We start from the raw sequence: 23813 nt of genomic DNA on the forward strand, positions 1-23813 counted from the left end.
GGTGAGGCGGGGGTGGCGGCGTACGCTCGGATGATGACTTCCGACGTACCCGCCGTCTCCCGCCCGACCGCCACCGCCATGCGGCGGGCGCTCAGACGGGCCCGGGACGGGGTCGCGCTGGACGTCGCCGAGGCCGCCGTGCTGCTCCGGGCGCGCGGTGACGACCTGGCCCGGCTGACGGCCTCGGCCGCCCGGCTGCGGGACGCGGGGCTGGCCGAGGCAGGGCGGCCGGGGGTCATCACCTACTCGAAGAGCGTCTTCGTGCCGTTGACGCGGCTCTGCCGCGACCGCTGCCACTACTGCACGTTCGCCACGGTGCCGGGCCGGCTGCGGCGTGCCGGCCACGGGATGTTCATGTCGATGGACGAGGTCCTCGACGTCGCCCGGCGCGGTGCCGAACTGGGCTGCAAGGAGGCGCTGATCACGCTCGGGGACCAGCCCGAGGACCGGTGGCCGGAGGCGCGGGAGTGGCTGGACGCGCACGGCTACGACGACACCCTCGCCTACGTGCGGGCCGTCGCCGTGCGGGTGTTGGAGGAGACGGGGCTGCTGCCGCATCTGAACCCGGGCGTGTTGACGTGGTCGGACTTCCAGCGGCTCAAGCCGGTGGCGCCGTCGATGGGGATGATGCTGGAGACCACGGCGCGGCGGCTGTGGAGCGAGCCGGGCGGGCCCCACCACGGCTCGCCGGACAAGGACCCGGCGGTCCGGCTGCGGGTGCTGGAAGACGCGGGGCGCTCCAGCGTGCCGTTCACCTCCGGGCTGCTGATCGGGATCGGGGAGACGCCGGAGGAGCGGGCGGAGTCGCTGTTCGCGCTGCGGCGCGTGCAGCGCGCGTACCACGGCCTCCAGGAGCTGATCATCCAGAACTTCCGCGCGAAGCCGGACACGGCGATGCGCGGCATGCCGGACGCCGAACTCGACGACCTGGTGGCCACGGTGGCGGTGGCCCGGCACATCATGGGCCCGTCGGCACCCTTGCAGGCACCGCCCAACCTGGTGGACGAGGAGTACGAGCGGCTCATCGGCGCGGGCATCGACGACTGGGGCGGGGTGTCCCCGCTGACCCCGGACCACGTGAACCCCGAGCGTCCGTGGCCGCAGCTCGACGTCCTGGCCGAGCGGTCGGCGGCGGCCGGGTTCCGTCTGCGGGAACGGCTGTGCGTGTACCCGGAGTTCGTGCGGCGGGGCGAGCCGTGGCTGGACCCGCGGCTGCGCCCGCACGTCGGTGCGCTGGCGGACCCGGACACGGGGCTGGCGCGCCAGGACGCGGTGGTGGAGGGGCGCCCCTGGCAGGAGCCGGACGAGGTGTTCACGGCCACCGGCCGCACCGACCTGCACCGCACCGTCGACACGACGGGCCGCAGCGCCGACCGGCGCGAGGACTTCGACGCGGTGTACGGCGACTGGGAGGCGCTGCGCGAGGCCGCGGCCCCCGGCATGACCCCGCGGGGTCCGGCGCCCGAGCGGCTGGACGCCGAGGTCCGCGCGGCGCTCGCCCGGGCCGCCGAGGACCCGGCCCGGCTCACCGACGAGCAGGCTCTCGCCCTGCTGCACGCCGACGGCCCGGCGCTGGACACGCTGTGCGGCATCGCCGACGCCGTCCGCCGCGACGCGGTCGGCGACGAGGTCACGTACGTCGTCACGCGGAACATCAACTTCACCAACGTCTGCTACACGGGCTGCCGGTTCTGCGCGTTCGCGCAGCGCCGGACGGACGCCGACGCCTACACCCTCTCCCTCTCCCAGGTCGCCGACCGGGCGCAGCAGGCGTGGGACGTGGGCGCGGTGGAGGTGTGCATGCAGGGCGGCATCCACCCGGACCTGCCGGGCACCGCCTACTTCGACCTCGTCCGGGCCGTGCGGGAACGGGTACCGGGCATCCACGTGCACGCGTTCTCGCCCATGGAGGTCGTCAACGGGGCCTCGCGCACGGGGATGTCGCTGCGCGAGTGGCTCGTCGCCGCGAAGGAGGCCGGGCTGGGCTCGCTGCCGGGCACGGCGGCCGAGATCCTGGACGACGAGGTGCGCTGGATCCTCACCAAGGGCAAGCTGCCGGCGGCCACCTGGACGGAGGTGGTCACGACGGCGCACTCGCTGGGTCTGCGCACGTCCTCGACGATGATGTACGGGCACGTGGACCAGCCGCGGCACTGGCTGGGCCATCTGCGCACGCTGTCCCGCGTCCAGCAGGAGACCGGCGGCTTCACGGAGTTCGTCACGCTGCCGTTCATCCACACCAACGCCCCGGTCTACCTGGCCGGTATCGCCCGCCCCGGCCCGACGCGGCGCGACAACCGCGCGGTGACGGCGATGGCCCGGCTGCTCCTGCACCCGCACATCCCCAACATCCAGACGAGCTGGGTGAAGCTGGGCGCCGAGGGGGCCGCCGAGATGCTGCGCTCGGGCGCGAACGACGTGGGCGGAACGCTGATGGAGGAGACGATCTCCCGCATGGCCGGGTCCTCCTACGGCTCGCACCGCTCCGTCGCGGAGCTGCGGGCGATCGCGGAGGCCGCGGGCCGTCCGGCCCGTCCCCGCACGACGACCTACGGCGAGGTGCCCGCCGAGCGGGTGGCCGCCGCGCAGGCGGCCGACGGCCGGCTCCCGGAACTGCTGCCCCTCCTGAGCGCGGACGGCGGGCCCGGGAACGGCCTGCCCGACGGCGGCCCGTCCGGGGGCGAGACGGCCCCCGCCCGGTAACGAGCGGGAATACAGCGGGTGTTCAACCGGCTGGATTACAGTGCCCGGTGCAGTCTGTAGGCGACCGCGGGGAAGGCTGGTGACCGGGGTGGACGGGGGCGGTGGGGCCATGTGGGGGCGGGCCGAGCAGCAGGGTTTCCGCAGCCGGGTGCGCGGGTGCCTGCTCGGCGGGGCGATGGGTGACGCGCTGGGCGCGGGCGTCGAGTTCGACTCGCTGGCCGCGATCCGGGAGCGGCACGGGCCGCAGGGCGTGACGGACTACGTCCCGGCCTACGGGCGCCGGGGCGCGGTCACGGACGACACGCAGATGACGCTGTTCACGGTGGACGGGCTCATCAGGGCGCACGTCCGCCGGGACGCGGGCGCGTGGCATCCGCCGACGGACGTCCACGCCGCCTATCTGCGCTGGGCCGCCACCCAGCGGGACTGGGGGCCGGACGAGCGCAAGGAGGACGACGGCTGGCTGGCCCGCGAGGAGTGGCTGTACTCGCGGCGGGCACCGGGCAACGCGTGCCTGACCGGGCTGGCGGACGACCGGATGGGCACGCTGGAGAGCCCCAAGAACCCGGAGTCGAAGGGGTGCGGGACCGTGATGCGGTCGGCGCCCTTCGGCCTGCTGGTGGGCTGGGAGCCGCAGCTCGTGCTTCAGCTCGCCGTGGAGTGCGCGACGCAGACGCACGGGCATCCCACCGGGTACCTCGCGGCCGGGGCGTTCGCCGTCATCGTGCACGCCGTGACACGGGGCGAGTCGCTGGACGCCGCGGTGCAGCAGGCCCTGGCGCTGCTCGCCGTGCATCCGGGGCACGAGGAGACGACGGACGCGCTCAAGCGGGCGCTGGGGGCGGTGCGGCAGGGCATGCCGAGCGCCGAGCGGGTGGAATCGCTCGGCGCGGGCTGGGTGGCCGAGGAGGCGCTGGCGATGGGCGTGTACTGCGCGCTGGTCGCCGAGGACACACGCCACGGGCTGCTGCTCGCCGTCAACCACGGGGGCGACTCGGACTCGACGGGCTCGGTCTGCGGCAACCTGCTGGGTGCCCTGCACGGGGAGACGGCGCTGCCGCCGAACTGGGTGGTGGAGCTGGAGGGCCGGGCGACGATCCTCCAGCTCGCGGACGACTTCGCGATGGAGATGACGCAGGGCTCGGCTCTGCACACCCCCGCGACCCCGGCCGGCAGCCCCGGCTGGCTGCGCCGCTATCCCCGGGCCTGAGCCCACACGGTTCCCCGCGCGCCGGGGAGGTCTGCGTCGACGGCACGGGGGCCGGCCGGCGCGGTTCCCGGCACCGGGCCCGCCCGGGCGGGGGGGGTGTGACCTCGGCCCAGGTCGCACTCCCCGGCCTCTGGGCCAGGGAGCACGTCAATCCTGGTGCGGGTAGCTCATCCCGATGCCCAGGGTGCTGCGTTCGGGCAGGAGGCCGGTGCCCACGACGTCCAGCACCGCGGGCAGGACGAGCCCGGCCAGGTGCTCGCAGGACTCGACGCCGAGCCGCGTCCAGGGCCCGGCGGCGAGTTCGTCGGTCAGCCGCTCGACGGCCGCCCGGCCGGCCCGCCCGGCCTCGGTGGCGGTGCCGTCCGGTGCGAGCCAGCCGCGGGCGGTGAGGCGCTCGGTGGCGGCGGCCCACTCGGCGTCCGTCCAGCCGCGGCTGGCGAAGACCTCGGCGGGTGCCGCGCCGGCGGCCGAGTGGGAGACGAGCGTCTCGACGGGGTCCAGCCCGTGGGCGAGGAGGGCGGCCAGGTGCCCGTCGCCCCGGTGCTCGCGCAGCCGCGTCACCGCCTGCCACAGGACGAGGTGGGGCTCCGCGGGCCAGGGCAGGGCCGCGTTGGCGGCGGCCAGCGGACGTGCGGCGTGGTCGGCGGCGAGGGCCGCGCTCCGGGCGAGCTCGGCGGCCTCGGCCACGGCCGGGTCGGCGACGCGCTCGCCGAGGGCGGCGCGCAGGGCGGCGTCGGCCGCGCGCAGCCGGGCGTCGAGCACGGCCTCCGGGGCCGCTGTCGCCCAGACGCCGGGCAGGTGGCGGCGGACCATGGCGGGGCTGAAGCTGTGGAAGGTGGCGGTGACGAGTTCGGCGGAGGCGGCGCCCAGCGGCGCGGCGCGCCAGGCGAAGTAGCTTGGCCAGCGCTCGTCGACCGGGAGGCCGAGGGCCGCCGCCTCCTCGGTGGCCTCGGGGGCGAAGTAGATGATCGCGTGCAGCGGCTCCAGGGTCTGCCACAGGCGGCGGACGAGGCCGAGCGGCACGGTGGGCGCCGCGGGCGGCACGGCCGGGTCTGCGGCGGCCGAGGCGGTGTGGGACACGGGCATGGGTTGGCCTTTCGTCGGCCGTCCTGGACAGGCGTCGGGCGGGCGGTGACGAGCGTCGGCCGGCAACCTGCATCTTGACAGCGTCCAGATTGCCGCGCCACGGAGGACTTGTCAACGTCTAGATTCCGGTACGGTGGCCCGCATGCCCGAACCACGCCCGTACCACCACGGCGACCTGCGCCGCACCCTGCTGGCCGCCGCCGCCGAGGTCATCGCCGCGGACGGACCGGCCGCGCTGAGCCTGCGCGCCCTCGCCCGTCGCGCCGGCGTCTCCCACGCCGCCCCCGCGCACCACTTCGGCGACCGCACGGGGCTGCTCACCGCCCTGGCCGCCGAGGGCTACGGGCTCCTGGCCGACACCCTCGCCGCGATCCGCCCCGACCCCCCGGACCGCCTGCGCGACCTCGGCGCCGGGTACGTGACCTTCGCCCTCACCCACCCCGCGCACTTCGAGGTCATGTTCCGGCCCCACCTGCTCCACCCCGACGACCCCGGGCTGGCGGCACAGCGGGAACGGGCCTGGGCCGAGTTGCTCGGCGGCATCACCGGCGAGGAGGACACCGCCGGGGCGCCCCGCCCCGTGGCGCTGGCGGCCTGGTCCCTGGCCCACGGGTACGCCACCCTCTGCCTCGACGGCAGTACCCCCACCCCGGACGACCCGGCCGCCGCCTTCCGCGAGCTGGCCACCGTCACCGCGCTGGGCTCCCACCACCCCCGGGGCGGCGCGCCGGGCTGAGCCGACGGCACGCGGCGGCCGGAAACGGTTCGCCGGGCCAAGGCCCCGGCGACGCGCGGGGTTTCCCCGGCCGTCGTCCGCGCGTACAACCGTGGCGCCGGTCGTGTATCCGTCCCGATGTGGGGGTTCGTCGTGCTGGACAGGCGTACGGTGTTGGGTGTTTCCGCGGGCATGGGCGCCCTGACGCTCGCTCCGGTCGAGTTCGCGTCGGCCGCCGGGCGGCCGACGGAAGAAGGCGGGAACGGCGGGAACGGCTCGGCCGGCGTGGACGGCGAGGAGACGCGGACCGTGCGCGGCACGCTGCCGGCCGGCGTCGCCGACTACGTCTACCTGCCCGTGGAAGTGCCGCGCGGAGTACGCGAGATCGCCGTCTCCTACTCCTACGACCGCCCCGCCGTCCCCGACGGCACCCGCGGCAACGCCCTCGACATCGGCATCTTCGACGAACGCGGCACCGACCTTCCCGGCCGTGGCTTCCGCGGCTGGTCCGGCGGCTTCCGCAGCGCGTTCGCCATCTCCGCCGAGCGGGCCACCCCCGGCTATCTGGCGGGGCCGGTGCGGCCCGGCACCTGGCACGTCGTCCTCGGCCCCTACACGGTCGCCCCACAGGGCCTGGACTACGAGGTGAGCGTGACCCTGCGGTACGGCGCCCCCGGCGAGGCCGTGCGGCCGTCCTACCCGCCGGAGCGGGCGAAGGGCCGGGGCCGGGCCTGGTACCGGGGCGACGGGCACCTGCACACCGTGCACTCCGACGGGCGGCGCACCCCGGCCGAGGTGGCCGCCGCAGCCCGCGCGGCCGGGCTGGACTTCATCGTCACCACCGAGCACAACACCACCTCCGGGCACGGCGCGTGGGCCGGGCTGTGGGGCGACGACCTGCTCATCCTGTGCGGCGAGGAGGTCACCACCCGCAACGGCCACTACCTGGCCGTCGGCACCGACCCGGGCACCTTCGTCGACTGGCGCTACCGGGCCCGCGACCACGCCTACGACGGGTTCGTACGCCGCGTGCACCGCGCCGACGGCCTCGTCGTCCCGGCGCACCCACACTGCCCGTTCGTCGGCTGCCAGTGGAAGTTCGGCTTCGAGGGCGCCGACGCCGTCGAGGTGTGGAACGGGCCGTGGACGCCAGACGACGAGGTGTCCGTCGCGGGCTGGGACCTGGAGCTGGCGGCACGCGGCCACCGGAACTGGCTGCCCGCCGTCGGCAACAGCGACGCCCACCGCGAACCCCAGGTCGTCGGCCTGCCGCAGACCGTCGTCCACGCCGACGACCTCAGCCGCCCCGCCGTCCTGGCGGCCCTGCGCGCCGGGCGCAGCTACCTCGCCGAGTCCGCCGCCGTCACCGTGCGGCTGAGCGCGGCGGACGAGCGCGGGCGGTACGCCGGCATCGGCGAACGGCTCCGCGTCCGCGACCCGGAAGCGCCCGTCACCGTGCGGCTCGACGTCGAGGGCGCGCCCGGGGACGCGACGGCGCGGCTCCTGACGGACCAGGGCGAGCTGCGCTCCGGCCCGGCCGGAACCCTGGAGTGGACGACGACGGCCTCCCTGGCCACCTATGTCCGCGCCGAGGTCCGCCGGCCCGGTCCCGGCGGCGGCCTGCCCGGCCCCATGGTCGCGATGACCAACCCGCTCTGGCTGACGGCCGACTGACGGCGTCCGCACGCCCCGCCCCCGCGTACGGATTCGGTCACGTCCACGCGGGGGCGGGGCAGCGCGGACGGGCAACTTCTTGTAACTTCGGTCAGTTGGGGTACCGCGTGCTCAGCCCATGCCACAGCGTGAGGAGTTCGAACCGGCCACGGCGGCTGGGACCGAACTGCCCATTCCGTGCCGGAGAAGGCACACTGTGGTTCCACGCGGCACCGAAGGACGGGAAACTGAGGGGGCACGCATGGTCGCCGACCCGGGCACGGGGCTGCGCTTCGCAGTGCTGGGGCCCATCCGCGCCTGGCGCGACGGAGAGGCGCTCGCCACCGGCTCACCGCAGCAGAAGGCGCTGCTCGCGGCGCTGCTGCTGCGCGGCGGACGTACGGCCACGGCCTCCGAGCTCGTGGACGCGATCTGGGGCGAGGAGCCGCCACAGCAGGCGCTGGCCGCGCTGCGCACCTACGCCTCGCGGCTGCGCAAGGTCCTCGGCGCGCAGACGCTGGTCAGCGAGTCCGGTGGCTACGCCATCCGTACCGGCCCCGCCGCCCGCGTCGACGCCGACGAGGCCGCACGGCTGGCCGCCGACGCGGAGAAGAGCGCCCACTCCGGGGACCGCCGGCGGGCCCGCGCCCTCTACGCCGGGGCGCTGGACCACTGGGACGGCGAGCCCCTCGCCCACGTCCCCGGGCCCTACGCCGCCACCGAGCGCACCCGGCTGGAGGAGTGGCGGCTCACCCTGCTCGAACACCGCCTCGACCTGGACCTGGAGACGGGCTGCCACACCGAGGCCGTATCCGAGCTGACGGCGCTCACCGCGGCCCACCCGCTGCGCGAACGGCTCCGCGAGCTGCTCATGCTCGCCCTCTACCGCAGCGGGCGGCAGGCCGAGGCGCTCGCCGTCTACGCCGACACCCGGCGGCTGCTCTCCGACGAGCTGGGCGTCGAGCCGCGCGCCGAGCTGGCCGAGCTCCAGCAGCGCATCCTGCGCGCCGACGAGTCCCTCACCGCCCCCGCCACGGAACCGGCCGCCCCGGCCTTCGTCCGCCCGCACCAGCTGCCCGCCACCGTGCCGGACTTCACCGGGCGCGCGGCCTTCGTCCAGGAGCTGGGCGCCCAACTGGGCAGCGCCGAGGGGCGGGTCATGGCCGTCTCCGCCGTGGCCGGCATCGGCGGCGTCGGCAAGACGACGCTCGCCATCCACCTCGCCCACGCCGCCCGCGAGCACTTCCCCGACGGCCAGCTCTACGTCGACCTCCAGGGCGCCAGCCCCACCCCCGCCGACCCCGAGGCCGTCCTCGGCGCGTTCCTCCGCGCCCTGGGCACGACGGACTCGGCGATACCCGAGGGCGTGGAGGAACGCGCGGCGCTGTTCCGCTCGACGCTCGCCGGACGGCGCGTCCTCGCCCTTCTCGACAACGCGCGCGACGCCGCGCAGATCCGGCCACTGCTGCCCGGCACGGAGGGCAGCGCGGCGCTGATCACCTCGCGCACCCGCATGATCGACCTGGCCGGTGCCCACCTGGTGGACCTGGACGTCATGAGCCCCGAGGAGGCCATGACGCTGTTCACCCGGATCGTCGGCGCGGAGCGCGTGGAGTCCGAGCGGGACGCGGCGCTGGACGTGGTGGCGGCCTGCGGCTTCCTGCCGCTGGCCATCCGCATCGCCGCCTCCCGGCTCGCCGCCCGCCGCACCTGGACCGTCAGCGTCCTCGCCCGCAAGCTCGGCGACGAACGCCGCCGTCTGGACGAGCTCCAGGCCGGGGACCTCGCCGTCAAGGCCACCTTCGAACTCGGCTACGGCCAGCTCGACCCCGAACAGGCCCGCGCCTTCCGGCTGCTGGGCCTCGCCGACGGCCCCGACATCTCCCTGGCGGCCGCGGCGGCCCTGGTCGACCGCGACGCGGACACCGCGGAGGAGCTGCTGGAGTCGCTGGTCGACATCAGCCTGCTGGAGTCCGCCGCCCCCGGTCGCTACCGCTACCACGACCTCGTCCGGCTCTACGCGCGTGACTGCGCCGAGCGCGACGCCCCGGCGGGCGAGGGCGAACCCGCCCTCGCCCGGCTGCTGGACTTCTACCTCGCCACCGCGACCAGCGTGTACCGCATCGGCCGGCCCGACGAACGCCTGGTGGACTTCCTGGAGAGGACCCGGTGCGACGGCCTGGACTTCCCGGACCGGAGCACGGCCATCGACTGGCTGTTCGCCGAGGCTCCCGGCATCCTGGCCTGCGCGCGCCAGACGGGGACGGGCGGCACCCTCCGCAGGGCGACGGACCTGCTGGTGGTGGCCCGCGACCTGGCCGAGTCGGGTTCGCACGTCCGCCAGTACGAGCTGGCGGCGCTGCTGCTGAACGGCCAGGCGGAGAAGCAGCGGGACGCCTGGGCGGCCGGCCGCTGCCACATGGTCCTCGCGGCGCTCCACATCCATTCCGGCCAGTTCGACACTGCGACGGAGCAGGCGCTGGCCGCCACCGAGCTCGGCCAGGCCGCCGACGACCCGCTCACCGTCTCCTACGGCCTGAACCTCTCCGGCATCTCCGCCAACTACCAGGGCCACTCCGACCTGGCCCGGAGCTACCTCAGGCCGGCCCTGACCGTCTTTCAGAGCTACGGCAACACCACCTCGGCCGCGAGCGCCATGTGCAACCTCGCCCGCGCCGAACTGAGCGCGGGGAACACGGACACCGCGGTGAAGCTCGCCCAGGACGCCGTGGCCATCTACCAGCGTTCGACGGGGTCGATGCGCCTGGCGAACGGCCATTACACGCTGGGGCTGGCACTCGCCGACGCCGGGCGCCTCGGCGGGGCGAGGGAGGAGTTCGCCGGGGCACTGACCATCTTCCAGGAGTTCCGCCAGCGCCTCTGGGTCGGCATGACGCACTACCGGCTGGCGGAGGTGAGCTTCCGGCTGGGAGAGGCACCGGCCGCCGCGGGACAGGCCGAGCAGGCTCTCGCCGTCCTACGGGGTATCGGCGGCGCCTGGCGCCGGGCCAACGTCCTGACTCTGCTGGGCCGTTCCCTGGAATGCATCGGCCAGCACGGCCGTGCGGCGGCCTGTTGGCGCGAGGCCCTCGCGACCTACGAGGCCGAAGGCAGCGCCGAGGCCGACGAGGTTCGTCGACTGCTGGCCTCGGTGGCTGCCTGACCACGGAGTTCGAGCGGACCGGGCCGCGCTGAAACGACGTTCATCGTTCGTTTATCGCCCCCCGCCATGCTGAGTGTGTCGATCCGGTCCGCGGGGGGCGGAGCGGATCACGGGGAAGGTCGCATCGAGACGGCGGGCATCCCTCGCCATCGGTCCAGCGGCCGGCGGGGGAGCCGCTGGACAGCGACCTTGAGCACCACCAACGGGAGGAACTGGTCATGGTCACCGACGAACAACAACAGGACCGGGGCGGCGCAAAGCTCCGGGATCACCATCAGACGGGGGAGCCGCTCCAGGTCAGCGAAGACCAGGAGAGCGGCGAGATGGTCGCCCTGGGTGACCACCACCAGACGGGCGAACCCGCCCGCTAGTCCAACCGCCTCGGGGGAGGCTGAGGGCCCGCACCGGCGACTGAGAGGGGGAGTTGCCGGCGCGGGCCCTCAGGCATGTGGACGGTACCGGTCATATTCGATCGCTGTTTCAGCCAAAAGGCCGTCAGGAAAACCAGCAAGGCCGTAACGTTTCTGTTGTTTTGTCCTCTCCGATGAAGGGCTGTTCATGACCTCCCTCAAGAAGCCGCTCGCCGCACTCGCCATAGCCGCCGGCGCGGTGGCGTTCTGCGCCTCACCCGCCCTGGCCGAAGACGTCCAGACGGCGCCGCCGGCCGAGGACGTCCAGACGGTCGTGCTCGCCGAGGACCACCAGACGGCGCCGCCGGCCGACAACCACATGACCGTCGCGCCCGCGGACAGCCACGTCGTATGACGTCTGCCCGTCCGGCGGGCTGAAGGAGAACGGGGGTGCCGTCACCACGGTCAACGTGGTGACGGCACCCCCGTTCTCGTTCGCCGTCAGGCGCTCTGCTGGCGGGTGCCGCGCTCGGCGTCCAGCGCGTAGACGCAGCGGTCCTTGCTGCACGCGTACACCACACCGCCGGAGACCAGCGGGGAGCCGGTGACCTCGCCGCCCGTCTCCAGCTTCCAGCGGAGCTGCCCGCCCACGGCGTCGAGGGTGTAGAGCGACTGGTCGACGGAGCCGAAGTGCACGCGCCCCTCGGCGGCCACCGGGGCACCCACGAGGTCGCCGTGCGCCTCGAAGCGCCAGCGGCCCGTGCCGGGGACGGCGTCGATGGTGTACAGGGCACTGCCGCTGGCCACGTGGACCAGACCGTCGGAGACGACGACGGGGTCGATGGAGTTGCGGGCCTGGGTGGGGATGCGCCAGCGGTCGTGCCCGGTGGCGGCGTCGATCGCGTAGACGACACCCCGGTAGTCGGCGACGTAGAGCCCGCCGCCGGCCACCGCGGCGCCGGGGGCGAAGGCGGGCGGGCTGAGGAACGCGTCCGGGGAGTGGAAGCGCCAGCGCTCGGTGCCGGTGGCCGCGTCGAGGGCCAGGATGCGGGCCCCGGCGCAGACGTAGACGGCGCCGTCGGGCGCGGGGAGCAACCGGAGGGGCACGCCGCCCGTGGCGGACGAGTCGCCCACGGGGTACGTCCAGCGCTCGGCGCCGGAACGGGCGTCCAGGGCGTACAGGAGCCCGTCGGCCCACAGGTAGACGGTGCCCTGGTGCAGGAGCGGCCCGGCGTCGGCCGTCTCGAAGTCCGCCTGGGCGCCGGTCAGTTCCCACAGCCGCTCGCCGTCGACCGCGGACCAGGACTGGACGGCGCCACCGCGGGTCGCGGTGACGACGACGCCGTCCCCGGCGCTCAGCGCGTACACCCAGGCGTCGACGGCGACCTTCCAGCGCTCGCCGCCGTCCCGGGCGTCGAGGGCGAAGAGGCTCGGGCCGTCGGAGGCGTGGACGCGGCCGTCGGCCACGGCCATGGACCAGGCCACGTCGCGGGTCTTGAAGCGGCGGCGTCCGGTGGTGGTGTCGAGGGCGTGCACCTCGAAGGACGTGACGTAGAGCAGGTCCCCGGCGACGACGGGGGTGCCCCACACGTCGTTGGACATCCGGAACCGCCAGGGCCGCCAGCGCCGGGGCTCGCCGGCGCCGCCCCCGGGCGCCGGGGACGGGGACGCGGACGGTGCGGAGGTGGGCGGGGGCGAGACGGCCGACGGGTGCGCGACGGGCGCCGAGGACGGCGCGGGCGGTGCCGCGACGGCCGAGGCGGAGGCGCCCGCCGGCGGGCTGACCCAGTGCGTGCCGGGGACCGGGGCCACGCCGTGGACGTCCCGGCGGCGTGGCCCGGGGCCGATGGGCGCCGGGGCCCCGGCGAGGCTCACGGGCGCGCCGTCCGCCGCGGGCGCGCCCGCGTGCACGGGGACCGGCGCGGGCTCGGGCGAGGGCGCGTGCGGACCGGGCGCGGGCCGCACGGGGACGGGCCCGGGCGCCTCCGAGGAGGGGGCCGGAGCGGGGGCGAAGGGCGCCGGGGCGGCGTGCGCGGGGGCGACGGACGCGGGAGCCATCGGGGCCGGGGCGGAGGGCGCCGCGGGGGCGGCGTGCGCGGGGCGTGCCGGGGGCCGGTTCCGCCCGCCCCGCTTGCGTTCGATCAGCTCGACCGCGCCGCCCGGGAGCCAGGCCGAGGCCGTGCCGCTGTCGTCGTTGCCGGAGGAGAACAGGTGCGGGGCGAGCTGGGCCTGCAGGTCGGCCGGGCTGGGCCGCAGCTCGGCCTCCATGTTCATGCAGGACTCGATGAGCGGGCGCAGCTCCTCGGGCAGCCCCTCCACGTCGGGGCCCTCACGCAGCAGCATGAACACCGTCTCGACGGGGTTGGCGCCGTGGTAGGGCGCGTGCCCGGTGGCGGCGTAGACGAGGGTGGAGCCGAGCGAGAACACGTCGCTGGCGCCGGTGACGCTGCGGGAGTCCCTGGCCTGCTCGGGGGACATGTAGGCGGGGGTGCCGACGGCGACGTTGGTCATGGTCAGCCGGGTGCTGGAGACGCCGGAGGCGATGCCGAAGTCGATGACCCGGGGGCCGTCCTCCACGACGAGCGCGTTGGACGGCTTGAGGTCGCGGTGGACCAGCTGGACGTTGTGGATGGACTGCAGGGCCTCGGCGATCCCGGCCGCGAGCCAGCGCACGGCCTGGGGAGGCAGCGGCCCGCACTCGGTGACGATCTCCTCCAGCGAGGGCGCCGGGACGTAGGCGGTGGCGAGCCACGGGATGGCGGCGCGCGGGTCCGCGTCGACGACGGCGGCGGTGTAGAAGCCGCTGACCGCCCGCGCCGCCTCCACCTCGCGGGTGAAGCGGACGCGGAAGAGCTGGTCCTCGGCCAGCTCGGTGCGCACCGTCTTGATCGCCACACGGCGGCCGGAGGCGGACCTGGCCAGGTAGACCAGCCCCATACCGCCCGCTCCCAGGCGTCCCAGGACCTCGAACGGACCGATCCGGCGCGGATCGTGTTGCGTCAACTGATCCACCATGCTCCTGCCACCTCCCCGTAGGGGCTCATCGTCTTCGCCGCCCCCCAGCACCTTCTCACCGTTGCCGTGTGGCACCGGTCCCCCGACAGATTCTTCCTGCCGGAGCCCTCCGAGGCGAACCCGGGGGCGGTTCGGCCGTGTCCGCGCGCGATCCGCACAGTCCGTCGACCCCTCCGTCGCCCGTGCACACCGGAGCCCCACACACCGCACCGGGCTCTCCCCACCCGGACGGCGCGGCTCCGGAGCGGGCCGTCCCGGACGCCCGGGCCGGACGGTGTGTCACTCCGGCTCGGGCCGTGCTGTGGGCTCCTCCGAGGCCGCGCGGGCGGGCTCCCCGGGGGCCTCCCGCGACGGCTCCTCCCCAGGGTCAAGGACCGCGAAATCGGCTCCCTGGTTGTCCGTGCACACCGCCCAGCGTCCGTAGGGGCCGAGCTCGGGCGCGCGGCGGAGGCGGCCGCCGAGCCGTCGCACGGTCTCGACCGCCGCCTCGCAGCCGTCCACGGCGAAGTAGACGAGGAAGTGCGCGGGCAGTTGGGGCGGGGTGCCCTCCTCCATCAGACAGCGGGCGACGACGGCGTGCGCCTCGTCGGCGGGGCGCCCACGCGGGGCCCAGACGAGGAGGGAGGGATCGTCCCCCTGCGCGTCGGGGTCCCGGACTGCGGCGGCGCTCAGCGGCCGGTAGCCGAAGACCTCGGGGTAGAAGGCGTCGACCTCGGCGGGGCTCCGGGTGTGCACCTCGGTCCAGATGTAGGAGCCGGGCTCGCCCCACCGCCCGAAGCCGGTGTGGGCCCGGGCCTCCCACAGCCCGAAGACGGCGCCGCCCGGGTCGGCGGCGATCCCCATGATCCCGGCCGGGCCGGAGCCGACGGGGCGCGGGGCCCCGATCACCTGACCGCCGGCGGCCGCGACCCGCCCGGCCGCCGCCCGGGCGTCGGAGACGGCCAGGTAGACCGTCCACACCGTCGGCATGCGGCCGTCCGTCTTGCGCATCAGCCCGGCCACCACACGGCCGCCGCTGCGGGCCGCCGTGTAGTGACCCTGGGCGGCGGGCGCGGGCTCGTCGAACGTCCAGCCGAAGAGCTCACCGTAGAACCGTTTCGCCGCCGCCAGGTCCGACACCATGACGTCGGCCCAGCAGGGTGTGCCCTCCGGCGGACCGCCGCTCGCCCCCTCGTCCGGGGGCACACCGACGGCTTCGTCCGGAGCCTCGCGCGGGGGCTCGCCCCGGGCCTCACCCCGGCTCTCGTCCGGGCTCTCGCTCCCACTCTCGTCCGGGCCCTGCCCCGGACCCTCACCCCGGCTCTCCGCCGGAGCCGCGCCGGGCTCCGGCTCCGGCGCCGTCCCCGCCCCGGTCGTCGCGCGGTCGGTTCCCCTTCCCCGCGCACCGCCTCGTGCGACCCGCTTCCACCCGTTCCGCACCCGCATCGGCCTCCCGGTTCGTACGCTTCACAGCGGCGTTCTGCCCATCTGCCCTGTTCACCGCATTTTCCACCCGCGTCCGGTTTCCCGCGCCCCGTGGAGCGGCCGGGAGTACCGGACGGGGAGCCACCAGAGGGCCCCTCAGAGGAGGCGACGTCAGGAATACACCGGGAACCGCCACCGACTCGATCACGGTGGTCCACAATGGACTAGACAACCCGTTTGCCCTTGGCCGGATGCATCCGCCCCCGACGTCGCTAAGCTGACGATATGGCAGGAAAAGTTCGAACTGTTGACGGCCGGGTGGCCGGACGGCGCGGACAGGCGACCCGTCTGAAGCTGCTCGACTGCCTCAGCGACATGCTCAGCTCGTCGCCCTACCGCGATGTCAAGGTCATCGACGTCGCCCGCAAGGCGGGGACCTCGCCGGCGACCTTCTACCAGTACTTCCCCGACGTCGAAGGCGCCGTCCTGGAACTCGCCGACTCCACGGCCAAGGAAGGCAGCGGCGAACTGAACGCGCTCGTCGCCGACCGGTCGTGGACGGGCAAGGCCGGTGCACAGACCGCCGAAGACCTGGTCGACGGGTTTCTGACGTTCTGGCGGCGCAACGAGGCGATCCTCCGCGTGATCGACCTGGCCGCCGCCGAGGGGGACAAGCGCTTCACCAGGCTGCGAACGAAGCTGCTCACCTCTGTCGTCGGCTCGCTCACCGAGTCGATCAAGGAGCAGCAGGCCAGGAAGCGCGTCGACCCCGACGTCAGCGCCGCCGCCCTCGCGGGCTCGCTGGTCACGATGATGACCGGCGTCGCCGGGCACCAGAAGAGCTTCTCGACCTGGGGCGCCAGACAGGCCGACCTCAAGCCCGGGCTCACGCTGCTGGTGCACCTCGGCGTCACCGGCCGCAAGCCCGCGGCCTGAACGGGGCCCGGGGCCGGAAGACCGGCCGCAGTCCCGCCGCGTCCGGACGCCGGACGCGGCGGAGCGGGCGCGCGTGCGCCGCGACGCGCCGGAGCGGTTCGGCGTGCGCCGGAGCGGGCCACGACGCCCGCTCCCGGCGGCCCGCGCGAGCACCCGCGAGCCGCTCCCGGAAGCCTCGGACGACGGAAGCCCCGGACGACGCCGGGCGCGTCCGCACGCGCCCGCACGGACACACGGCCGCCCGCGCCCGCCCCACCGGACCTGTCACCGGTCGGGGCGCGGCGCGGGCGGCCGGACGCCGTCAGGCGCCTCCCGCGGGGCGGGGCTCAGCCTCGGCTGTAGACGAGCCGGTCGGGCGAGCCCGCGAGGCCGGTGAGGACCCCGGTCGTCGCCGCGTCCAGGAGAGCCGTCGTCACCGTCGCGGGGCTCGCCGCCGGATGGTCGGCCAGGTACAGGGCCGCCGCGCCCGTGACGTGCGGCGCGGACATCGACGTCCCGCTCTTGGTCGCCGTCCCGGTGTCCGAGCTGTGGCTCGCGGAGGCGATCGAGCTGCCCGGGGCGAGGACGTCCACGCAGGAGCCCCAGTTGGACCAGCTCGTCCGGGCGTCCGTCCAGGTGCTGGCGGCGACCGTGATCACCGAGGGTTCGCGCGCGGGTGAGCGGGTGCAGGCGTCCTGGTCGCTGTTGCCCGCGGAGACGGCCACGGTGATGCCCGCCTCGACCATCTCCCGGACCGCCGCGTCCTTGGTGTCGCTCGCGCTGCCGCCGATGCTGACGTTCGCCACGGCCGGCAGGGTCGCGTTCTGGGCCACCCAGTCGTATCCGGCCAGGACGTCGGCGGTGGTGCCGAGGTTGTCGCAGTTCAGCACCTTGACGGCGACGAGCTCGACCCCCTTGGCCACCCCGTACGACGAGCCGCCGAGGGTCCCGGCGACGTGGGTGCCGTGGCCGTGGCAGTCGGAGGCGACCGTGTTGTCGTCCACGAAGTTGTAGCCGTAGGAGGCGCGGCCGCCGAAGTCGTCGTGGCTGATGCGGATGCCGGAGTCGATGACGTAGGCGGTGACGTTGGACGCCGTCGTGTCGTAGGTGTAGCTGGCGCTGAGCGGCAGCTCGCGCTGGTCGACCCGGTCGAGCCCCCATGCGGGGTCGACCTGGGTGCCGTCGCCCCGTTCGAGGCGGTTGGGCTCGACGTAGGCGACCGCCGGGTCGGCCGCGAGCCGACGGGCCGTCCGCTCGGAGGCGAGGACGGAGAAGCCCTCGACGGTGTCCGTGTAGGTGTGGTCCAGCCGTGCGCCGTGCTCCCGCGCGAGGTCCTCGGCCCGCTCCCGCACCTCGGCCGCCGGCTCGGCGCCCCGGTCCTCCATGACGACGATGTACTCGCCCCGGACCACGGGCCCGACGCCCGCGTCCCTGATCGTGCCCAGCGGTTCCGGCTCGACCGCGCCCGCGCTGCCGGCGGTCAACGTGACGACGGCCAGCAGGGCCACGCTCGCCGCACCCGCCCCCCGCCCTATCCGTATGCGCACGTCCATGTGCCCTTCTCTTGAAGTGAGAATCCCCTCAGTGGGTGTCGTGCCGAACCCGCACACGACGTGCGCACTTAGTGCTGATCGGGTGAACGGGACCCGGTTCGAACGGTGGACGAAGCGAATTGATCGTGTGTTACCGCCGTCGGGATCCGCCCACGGCACGCGCCGTACGGGGCTAAGCTCGTGGGCATGCCCATGTCCGATCACCGTATGACTTTCCCGGTGCACGTCGTCGGCGCCGGCCCCGCCGGGCTCGCGACGGCCGCCGCCCTCACGGCACGGGGCATCCACACCGTCGTCCTGGAGAAGTCGGACCGCGTCGGGGCGGCCTGGCGCGCCCACCGCCCCGGGCTCCGGCTGCACACCACCCGCCGCTGGTCCGCGCTGCCGGGCCTGGCCGTTCCGCGCTCGGCCGGCCGCTGGGCGAGCCGGGACGCGTACGTGAGCTATCTGGAGCGGTACGCCGAGCACCACCGGCTGGAGATCGCCACCGGCGTCGAGGTCAGCCGCATCGAGCGCCTCGACGAGGCCGGGGGCGCCGGGAACGGGGGCCGTTGGCTGCTGCGCGCCAACGGCGGACGCGAACTGCGCGCCGACGTCGTCGTGGTGGCGACCGGCCTGCACCACACGCCGCGCCTGCCCGAGTGGCCGGGGCGGGACGACTTCCCCGGCCCGCTGCGCCACTCCGCCGACTACCCGGGCCCGGAGCAGTGGGCCGGGCTGGACGTGCTCGTGGTCGGCGCGGGCAACACCGGAACCGAGATCGCCACGGAACTGGCCGCCGGCGGCGCCGCCCGCGTGCGGCTGGCGGTGCGGAGCGCGCCCCACCTCGTCCGGCGGTCGACGGCCGGCTGGCCCGCGCAGGCCGGCCACGTGCTGCTGCACCGGCTGCCGATCCCGGTGACGGACCGGGCCGCGGCCCTGTGGCGCCGGCTCACCGTGCCCGACCTCGCCGCCCAGGGCCTGCCGCAGCCGGACGCCGGGCTGTACACCCGGGCCAGGGAGGGCAGGCCGCCGGTGGTGGACTCGGGCTTCGTCCGGGCCGTGCGCCGGGGCGAGGTGGAGCCCGTGGCGGCCGTGGAGTCCTTCGAGGGGGAGAAGGTGCACCTGGCCGACGGCTCGACGATCGCGCCGCAGGCCGTCATCGCGGCGACGGGGTACCGGAACGGGCTGGAGGAGCTCGTGGCCCACCTGGGGGTGCTGGACGGCCGGGGCCGGCCGCTGCCGCCGGGGCGCGGCTCCACGGCCCCCGGGCTGCACTTCACCGGCTACACCGACCCCGTCGGCGGGCCGCTGCGGAGGCTGGCCAAGGAGGCCGGCCGCCTCGCCGCGACGGTGGCCGGGGACCGGTGAAACGGCGTCGGTGACACGGCACCCGGGACCATGATCCACTGAGGCCATGCAGGCACTCACGGCGATCATCGCGGTGCTCGGCACCCTCTTCGGCTCCTCGCTCACGTATCTCTTCCAGCGCCGCATCACCGAGCGGGCGCGGGAGTTGGAGGAGCGGACGCGCGTGCGGCAGGAGCGGCTGGACGCCTTCGCCGCCTACGCGGGCGCCCTGTTCAACTACCGGCGGCTCGCGGTCCACCGCTGGTTCGTGGTGAACGAGCGGCCCGGCTCGGAGGACGTCAACGCGCTGACCCGGGAGATGTACCAGCTGCGCACGGAGGCCGTGGAGGCCGAGTTCCGCGTCCAGTTGCTCACCGACGACGAGGGGATACGGCAGCGGGCGAGCGAGGCGATGCGGTCGATCACCGAGCTCCACGACGTCTGCAACAGCCGCGAGGTGATGGACGCCGGCCGGGGCAGCTCGCGCAGCGCGATCAACGCGTTCGTCACGACGGCCCGGCCGCTCGTGCGCGGCACCGTGCGCTGAGCCGCGCCGCCGACAACGCGTCAGCACACGCGGGTGACCGCGCACCGGGCGGAGCTGTCCGCCGGGCGGGGCTACGCGCTGAGCGGGCGGGCGGAGACGTCGGTGGCGGCGTCGAGGTCGGGATAGCAGGCGAAGAGGCGCCGCACGCCGAGCGCGGCGAGCACCCGGTTGACGTGCGAGCCGTCCACGGCGCCCTTGGCGGGCAGGATCAGCCGGAGGCTGCCGGTGCAGGCGTGCATGAGGCGACGGGCGGCGATGAGCACCCCCACCCCGCTGGAGTCGCAGAACTGGACGCTGGACAGGTCGAGCACCACGTTCAGTCTGCCGTCGGCCACGGCGTCGTGCACGTGCTGGCGGACCGCTGGAGAGGTCACGAGGTCGAGCTCGCCGGACACCCGGAAGACGGTCCACTCCCCCCGCTCTTCCTCCATCACCTTCAACGACACGTACTCGAAGCCCTTCCCTCGACCCGCCGGAATCGACCCTTCCACGGCTCGGCTGCCCTCGGTGACAGCCCATGAAACGAACTGGTTCTCCCCCGACCCTAAGCCCATGGCGGGCGACAGTGGCCGCACATGCCCGGCCGCTGTGCCCAACTCGACACCGGGACTCCCCACTTTCCGTCACATAAAGGACAGAATCTCACCCGACGTGGACACCGGTACGAGCGTACGGTGACACCGCGGCCACCCCGTGGAGTCGTGCGATGTTGACGCATTGCCGCAAAGAGCCGCACGCTGTCGGCGCCTTCACCTACATTCGACCTACGCGAAGGGCTGGGGGCGAGACCATGGCGCAGGACACACCACCGCGTTGGGACCGCAAGATGCAGCAGCGCCTCGTGCGCGGCGAGGCCGCGGCGCTGGGCGAGCTGTACGACCGGTTCGCGTCGCTGGTGTACGGGCTGGCCCACCGCGTACTGCAGGACGAGTCAGCCGCCGGCAGCGTGACGCGGGAGGTGTTCGCGCACGTCTGGGAGCATCCCGACACCTACCGGCCGAAAGAGGGCACGATGCGGTCGTGGATGGCCGGGCTCGCGCAGCGGCACGCGGTGCAGCAGCTCCGCAGGCGGCACCGGGAGGCGGACGACCCCGAGGAGCAACTCGAACAGCAGGTCCGCGCGGCCTCCGCCGCCGCCCGCGCCGACTACATCGTCACGGCCATGCCGACGTCCCTGCGGGCCGCCCTGGAACTGGCCCACCGGGAGCGGCGCACCTACCGCGAGGCGGCCCGGGATCTCGGCGTCACCGAGGACGAGGCGCGGCGCAGGCTGCGGCTGGGGCTCCAGCTCCTGTCCACCGCCACGCCCGCCACACCGCCGTCCCCCGGGCCCGCGGGGCAGGGCGGCGAGCTGTGAGCGGCCCCCGGCAGCCGGGCGCGGACGGCGTACCGGGAGACGGCCGCGAGGAACCGCCGCGCATACCGCCGCCCCGCAGCGCCGCGGACGACCAGGAGCCCGGCCCGCACGTGCCCGGCCCCCGGGACGGATCGGCCTGCCCGCCTCCGCCGCCCACGGGCCCGGACGCCGCCCGTCCCGTCCCCGTCACCGAGGATCCCGTGGCGCCACTCGACCACAGCACCCTGAAGTCCCTTCTCGGCGCCTGGGCGCTCTCAGCCTGCCCGCAGAACGAGACGACCGCCGTCGAGGAGCACCTGACCGACTGCGCGGCCTGCGCCGAGGAGGCGCTGCGCCTGCGCGACGCCGTGGGGCTGCTCCAGCACGAGGAGAACCTGGACCTCGACCCGCTGCTGCGCGCCCGCGTCCTGGAGGGCTGCCTGGACCGCCGCCCGGCCCGCATCCCCGTCCCGCTGTGGGCCGCGCCCTACGACGCCGAGACGGCCCGGCTGGACGCGCTCCTGCGCGACATGGGCTCGGGCGAGTGGGGTGCCGAGGTCAGATGGCGCTGGTTCGACGGCGAGCAGCAGCGTTCCCGGACGACGACGGTGGGCCGGGTCATCGGCCGGCTCACCGCCGTCGACGGGGTGCTGGCGGCCGCCCTGGGCCTGCCCGACCCCGTGCCGGGCGCACCCGCCGCCCCGGGCCTGGAGCGGGAGGAGGCGTACTGGCGCACCCTGGCCGGGCGCTCGCCGCGCGCGGTCCACACGCCCTGGCGCGAGCAGACGCACAGTCTGGTGCAGGCCGCGTCGTTCGCGTCCGGGCGCACCGGTCTCGTCGTCCCCGGGTCGGGGCGCCCGCTGCCCGACGCCTTCCTCGACCGCGCCTTCGCCTGCTGGGTGCACGCGACGGGCATCGCCGAGGCCGTCGACTACCCGGCCCAGCGGCCGGCCGCCGCCCATCTCCACCGGCTGATCGACCTCGCCGCCCGGACGCTGCCGACCGTGCTCGCCGACCGCCGCAGATCCGGCCTCGCGGCCCCGGCCCGCGGGCTCTCCCCTGCGGGCGCGGCCGGCCGCTCGCTGCACCTGGAGATCGAGGGCCCGGGCGGCGGCCACTGGCACATCCCGCTCGACTCACCCGGCACCGAGGGCACCGAGGAGACGTCGGTGGCTCATGTGGCGCTCGACGGGCTGGAGTTCTGCCAGCTCGCCGCGGGGCACGTGCCGCCGCTGGAGGCCGCCGCCGGGGCCGAGGGCGATCCGGAGGCCGTGCGCGACATCCTCCTCGCGACGGCCTCGCTCTCCCGTCCCTGAGCCCGTGAGCCCGTGAGTGGACTCCCGGCCCCGGGCCCCGGGCTCGGCCCCGGGCCCCGGGCTCGGGCTCAGGTGAAGACGACGGTGCGGTTGCCGTTGAGCAGGACGCGGTGCTCGCTGTGCCACTTGACGGCGCGGGCGAGCGCCTGGCACTCGACGTCCCGTCCGATCGCGACGAGCTGTTCGGGCGTGACCTCGTGCCCGACCCGCTCGACCTCCTGCTCGATGATCGGCCCCTCGTCGAGGTCGGCCGTCACGTAGTGGGCCGTCGCCCCGATGAGCTTCACGCCCCGCGCGTGCGCCTGGTGGTAGGGCTTGGCGCCCTTGAAGCTCGGCAGGAAGGAGTGGTGGATGTTGATGATCCGGCCCGAAAGCTCCTTGCAGAGGTCGTCGGAGAGAACCTGCATGTAGCGGGCCAGCACGACCAGCTCCACGCCCTCCTCGCGGACGATCCTGAGCAGCCGGGCCTCCGCCTCGGCCTTGGTGTCCTTCGTGACCGGGATGTGGTGGAAGGGGACGCCGTAGGAGCCCGCCAGCTCGGCGAAGTCGGTGTGGTTGGAGACGACGGCCGCGATCTCCACCGGGAGCGCCCCGATCCGCGCGCGGAACAACAGGTCGTTCAGGCAGTGGCCGAACTTGCTCACCAGGAGCACGATCCGCATCCTGGCCTCGGCCCGGTGCAGTTCCCAGTCCATCTGGAAGGAGTCACCGACGGCGGCGAAGCTGGCCCGCAGCTTCTCCAGGCTCACCGGCGGCTCCGCGCTGAAGTGCACGCGCATGAAGAACAGCCCGGTGTCGTGGTCCCCGAACTGCTGGCTGTCCTCGATGTTGCAGCCGGTCATGAAGAGATAGCTCGACACGGCGTGCACGATGCCCTGTTTGTCCGGGCAGGACAGCGTGAGGACGTACTGTTCGCGGGCGGCGGCGGGCGGCGACGGGCTCATGGCACCAGGGTGGCACACCGGTGGGAACCCTCAGACCGCTCGCAGCACGATGGCCAGCACATCGAGGGACTTCGGCGGTTCGTCCGCGTCCTCCCCGTCGTTGCCCGCGAGCAGGACGTGCGCGGCGCGGGCCGCGCCGCACGCCTCCGCCCAGCCCGGGTGCTCCAGGTAGGCGGCGACGGGGGCGTCCGCCCCGACCTGGTGCAGAATCCGCAGGACCCGCAGCACCGCGGCGTCGACGGCCGCGGCCTCCTCGGCATCCCGGAACACGGAGCCGACGTACTTGTCCGCCGACCAGTGATCGAGCCAGGTGTCCTCCACCAGGCGGTAGACGGCGTCCGTCACGTCCCCGTAGCCGGGGCGGGCCTCCAGCCAGTACGTCCGCTGGAAGACAGGGTCGGAGAGCATGTGCAGCGCCGAGCGCACGTTGGTGCGCCAGCGCCACCACGGCATGTCGTTGACCGGCATGCCGCCCATGGTGCGGGACCGACGGCCGCGACGGGAAGAGCTGTCCTGAGCTTGCACGGTTCACGATCGTACGTTCGCCCACCGACACCGCCGGTGCCGCCCCCGT

At 74.8% G+C, this 23813-nt stretch carries 19 protein-coding genes; 12 read left to right on the forward strand and 7 right to left on the reverse strand.

What is annotated here, in order from left to right; translation table 11 throughout:
- Positions 1-33: 33 nt before the first annotated feature.
- Positions 34-2703, forward strand: coding sequence for a bifunctional FO biosynthesis protein CofGH (locus O7609_RS08750; protein ID WP_269734378.1), 2670 nt, complete (start codon positions 34-36; stop codon positions 2701-2703).
- 109 nt (positions 2704-2812) lie between these two features.
- Complete coding sequence (locus tag O7609_RS08755) at positions 2813-3913, forward strand: ADP-ribosylglycohydrolase family protein (RefSeq protein ID WP_269737073.1); 1101 nt, start codon at positions 2813-2815, stop codon at positions 3911-3913.
- Positions 3914-4060: 147 nt separating this feature from the next.
- Here O7609_RS08755 and O7609_RS08760 read toward each other — a convergent pair whose 3' ends face one another.
- A complete protein-coding gene (locus O7609_RS08760; RefSeq protein WP_269743379.1) occupies positions 4061-4999 on the reverse strand; it encodes an SCO6745 family protein in 939 nt (312 codons plus the stop codon).
- Positions 5000-5141: 142 nt separating this feature from the next.
- Here O7609_RS08760 and O7609_RS08765 point away from each other — a divergent pair, with 142 nt between their 5' ends.
- From O7609_RS08765 to O7609_RS08785, 5 genes are all read left to right on the forward strand, one after another.
- Positions 5142-5735: a TetR/AcrR family transcriptional regulator gene (locus tag O7609_RS08765; protein WP_269743380.1), complete on the forward strand. Its 594-nt coding sequence runs from the start codon at positions 5142-5144 to the stop codon at positions 5733-5735.
- A 171-nt stretch (positions 5736-5906) separates the two neighbouring features.
- Positions 5907-7388 carry a CehA/McbA family metallohydrolase gene (locus O7609_RS08770; protein WP_269744328.1) on the forward strand — a complete coding sequence of 494 codons (1482 nt, stop codon included), beginning with the start codon at positions 5907-5909 and terminating at the stop codon, positions 7386-7388.
- 241 nt (positions 7389-7629) lie between these two features.
- A complete protein-coding gene (locus O7609_RS08775) occupies positions 7630-10530 on the forward strand; it encodes an AfsR/SARP family transcriptional regulator (protein ID WP_269743381.1) in 2901 nt (966 codons plus the stop codon).
- A gap of 218 nt (positions 10531-10748) precedes the next feature.
- Positions 10749-10901 (forward strand): hypothetical protein, encoded by a 153-nt coding sequence (locus O7609_RS08780; RefSeq protein ID WP_269734382.1) that lies wholly within the window; start codon positions 10749-10751, stop codon positions 10899-10901.
- Between the two features lie 187 nt (positions 10902-11088).
- Positions 11089-11295, forward strand: coding sequence for a hypothetical protein (locus tag O7609_RS08785; protein ID WP_269734383.1), 207 nt, complete (start codon positions 11089-11091; stop codon positions 11293-11295).
- Between the two features lie 86 nt (positions 11296-11381).
- On the opposite strand, the gene O7609_RS08790 is transcribed toward O7609_RS08785, so the two are convergent.
- The gene (locus O7609_RS08790) at positions 11382-13895 is read right to left on the reverse strand and encodes an outer membrane protein assembly factor BamB family protein (RefSeq protein ID WP_269743382.1); all 2514 of its coding nucleotides are present in this window, start codon (positions 13893-13895) and stop codon (positions 11382-11384) included.
- 279 nt (positions 13896-14174) lie between these two features.
- Positions 14175-15080 carry a VOC family protein gene (locus tag O7609_RS08795; RefSeq protein WP_269734385.1) on the reverse strand — a complete coding sequence of 302 codons (906 nt, stop codon included), beginning with the start codon at positions 15078-15080 and terminating at the stop codon, positions 14175-14177.
- Positions 15081-15584: 504 nt separating this feature from the next.
- Between O7609_RS08795 and O7609_RS08800 the strand changes: the two genes are divergently transcribed.
- Entirely contained in the window at positions 15585-16235 is a 651-nt protein-coding gene (locus O7609_RS08800) for a TetR family transcriptional regulator (RefSeq protein WP_269734386.1), read from the forward strand.
- Positions 16236-16561: 326 nt separating this feature from the next.
- On the opposite strand, the gene O7609_RS08805 is transcribed toward O7609_RS08800, so the two are convergent.
- Positions 16562-17767, reverse strand: coding sequence for a S8 family peptidase (locus tag O7609_RS08805; RefSeq protein WP_269734387.1), 1206 nt, complete (start codon positions 17765-17767; stop codon positions 16562-16564).
- A gap of 207 nt (positions 17768-17974) precedes the next feature.
- On the opposite strand from O7609_RS08805, the gene O7609_RS08810 reads away from it, so the two are divergent.
- Both O7609_RS08810 and O7609_RS08815 read left to right on the forward strand, forming a co-directional pair.
- Positions 17975-19117 carry a flavin-containing monooxygenase gene (locus O7609_RS08810; protein WP_269743383.1) on the forward strand — a complete coding sequence of 381 codons (1143 nt, stop codon included), beginning with the start codon at positions 17975-17977 and terminating at the stop codon, positions 19115-19117.
- A gap of 46 nt (positions 19118-19163) precedes the next feature.
- A complete protein-coding gene (locus O7609_RS08815) occupies positions 19164-19643 on the forward strand; it encodes a hypothetical protein (protein WP_269734388.1) in 480 nt (159 codons plus the stop codon).
- A gap of 71 nt (positions 19644-19714) precedes the next feature.
- Here the strand turns inward: O7609_RS08815 and O7609_RS08820 are convergent, their stop codons facing one another.
- Complete coding sequence (locus O7609_RS08820) at positions 19715-20074, reverse strand: STAS domain-containing protein (RefSeq protein WP_219094288.1); 360 nt, start codon at positions 20072-20074, stop codon at positions 19715-19717.
- Between the two features lie 359 nt (positions 20075-20433).
- Here O7609_RS08820 and O7609_RS08825 point away from each other — a divergent pair, with 359 nt between their 5' ends.
- Entirely contained in the window at positions 20434-21000 is a 567-nt protein-coding gene (locus tag O7609_RS08825; RefSeq protein ID WP_269734389.1) for an RNA polymerase sigma factor, read from the forward strand.
- Positions 20997-22295, forward strand: a complete 1299-nt coding sequence (locus O7609_RS08830) for a zf-HC2 domain-containing protein (protein ID WP_269743384.1) — start codon at positions 20997-20999, stop codon at positions 22293-22295. Before O7609_RS08825 ends, O7609_RS08830 begins: the two co-directional genes overlap by 4 nt.
- A 68-nt stretch (positions 22296-22363) precedes the next feature.
- Here O7609_RS08830 and purU read toward each other — a convergent pair whose 3' ends face one another.
- Together purU and O7609_RS08840 are read right to left on the reverse strand one after the other, a co-directional pair.
- On the reverse strand, positions 22364-23239 hold the full coding sequence (gene purU, locus O7609_RS08835; RefSeq protein WP_269734391.1) for a formyltetrahydrofolate deformylase: 876 nt from the start codon (positions 23237-23239) through the stop codon (positions 22364-22366).
- Positions 23240-23269: 30 nt separating this feature from the next.
- Entirely contained in the window at positions 23270-23716 is a 447-nt protein-coding gene (locus O7609_RS08840) for an SCO4402 family protein (RefSeq protein WP_269737076.1), read from the reverse strand.
- Positions 23717-23813: the final 97 nt, after the last annotated feature.

Source organism: Streptomyces sp. WMMC1477, assembly GCF_027460245.1.
Taxonomy (GTDB): Bacteria; Actinomycetota; Actinomycetes; order Streptomycetales; family Streptomycetaceae; genus Streptomyces.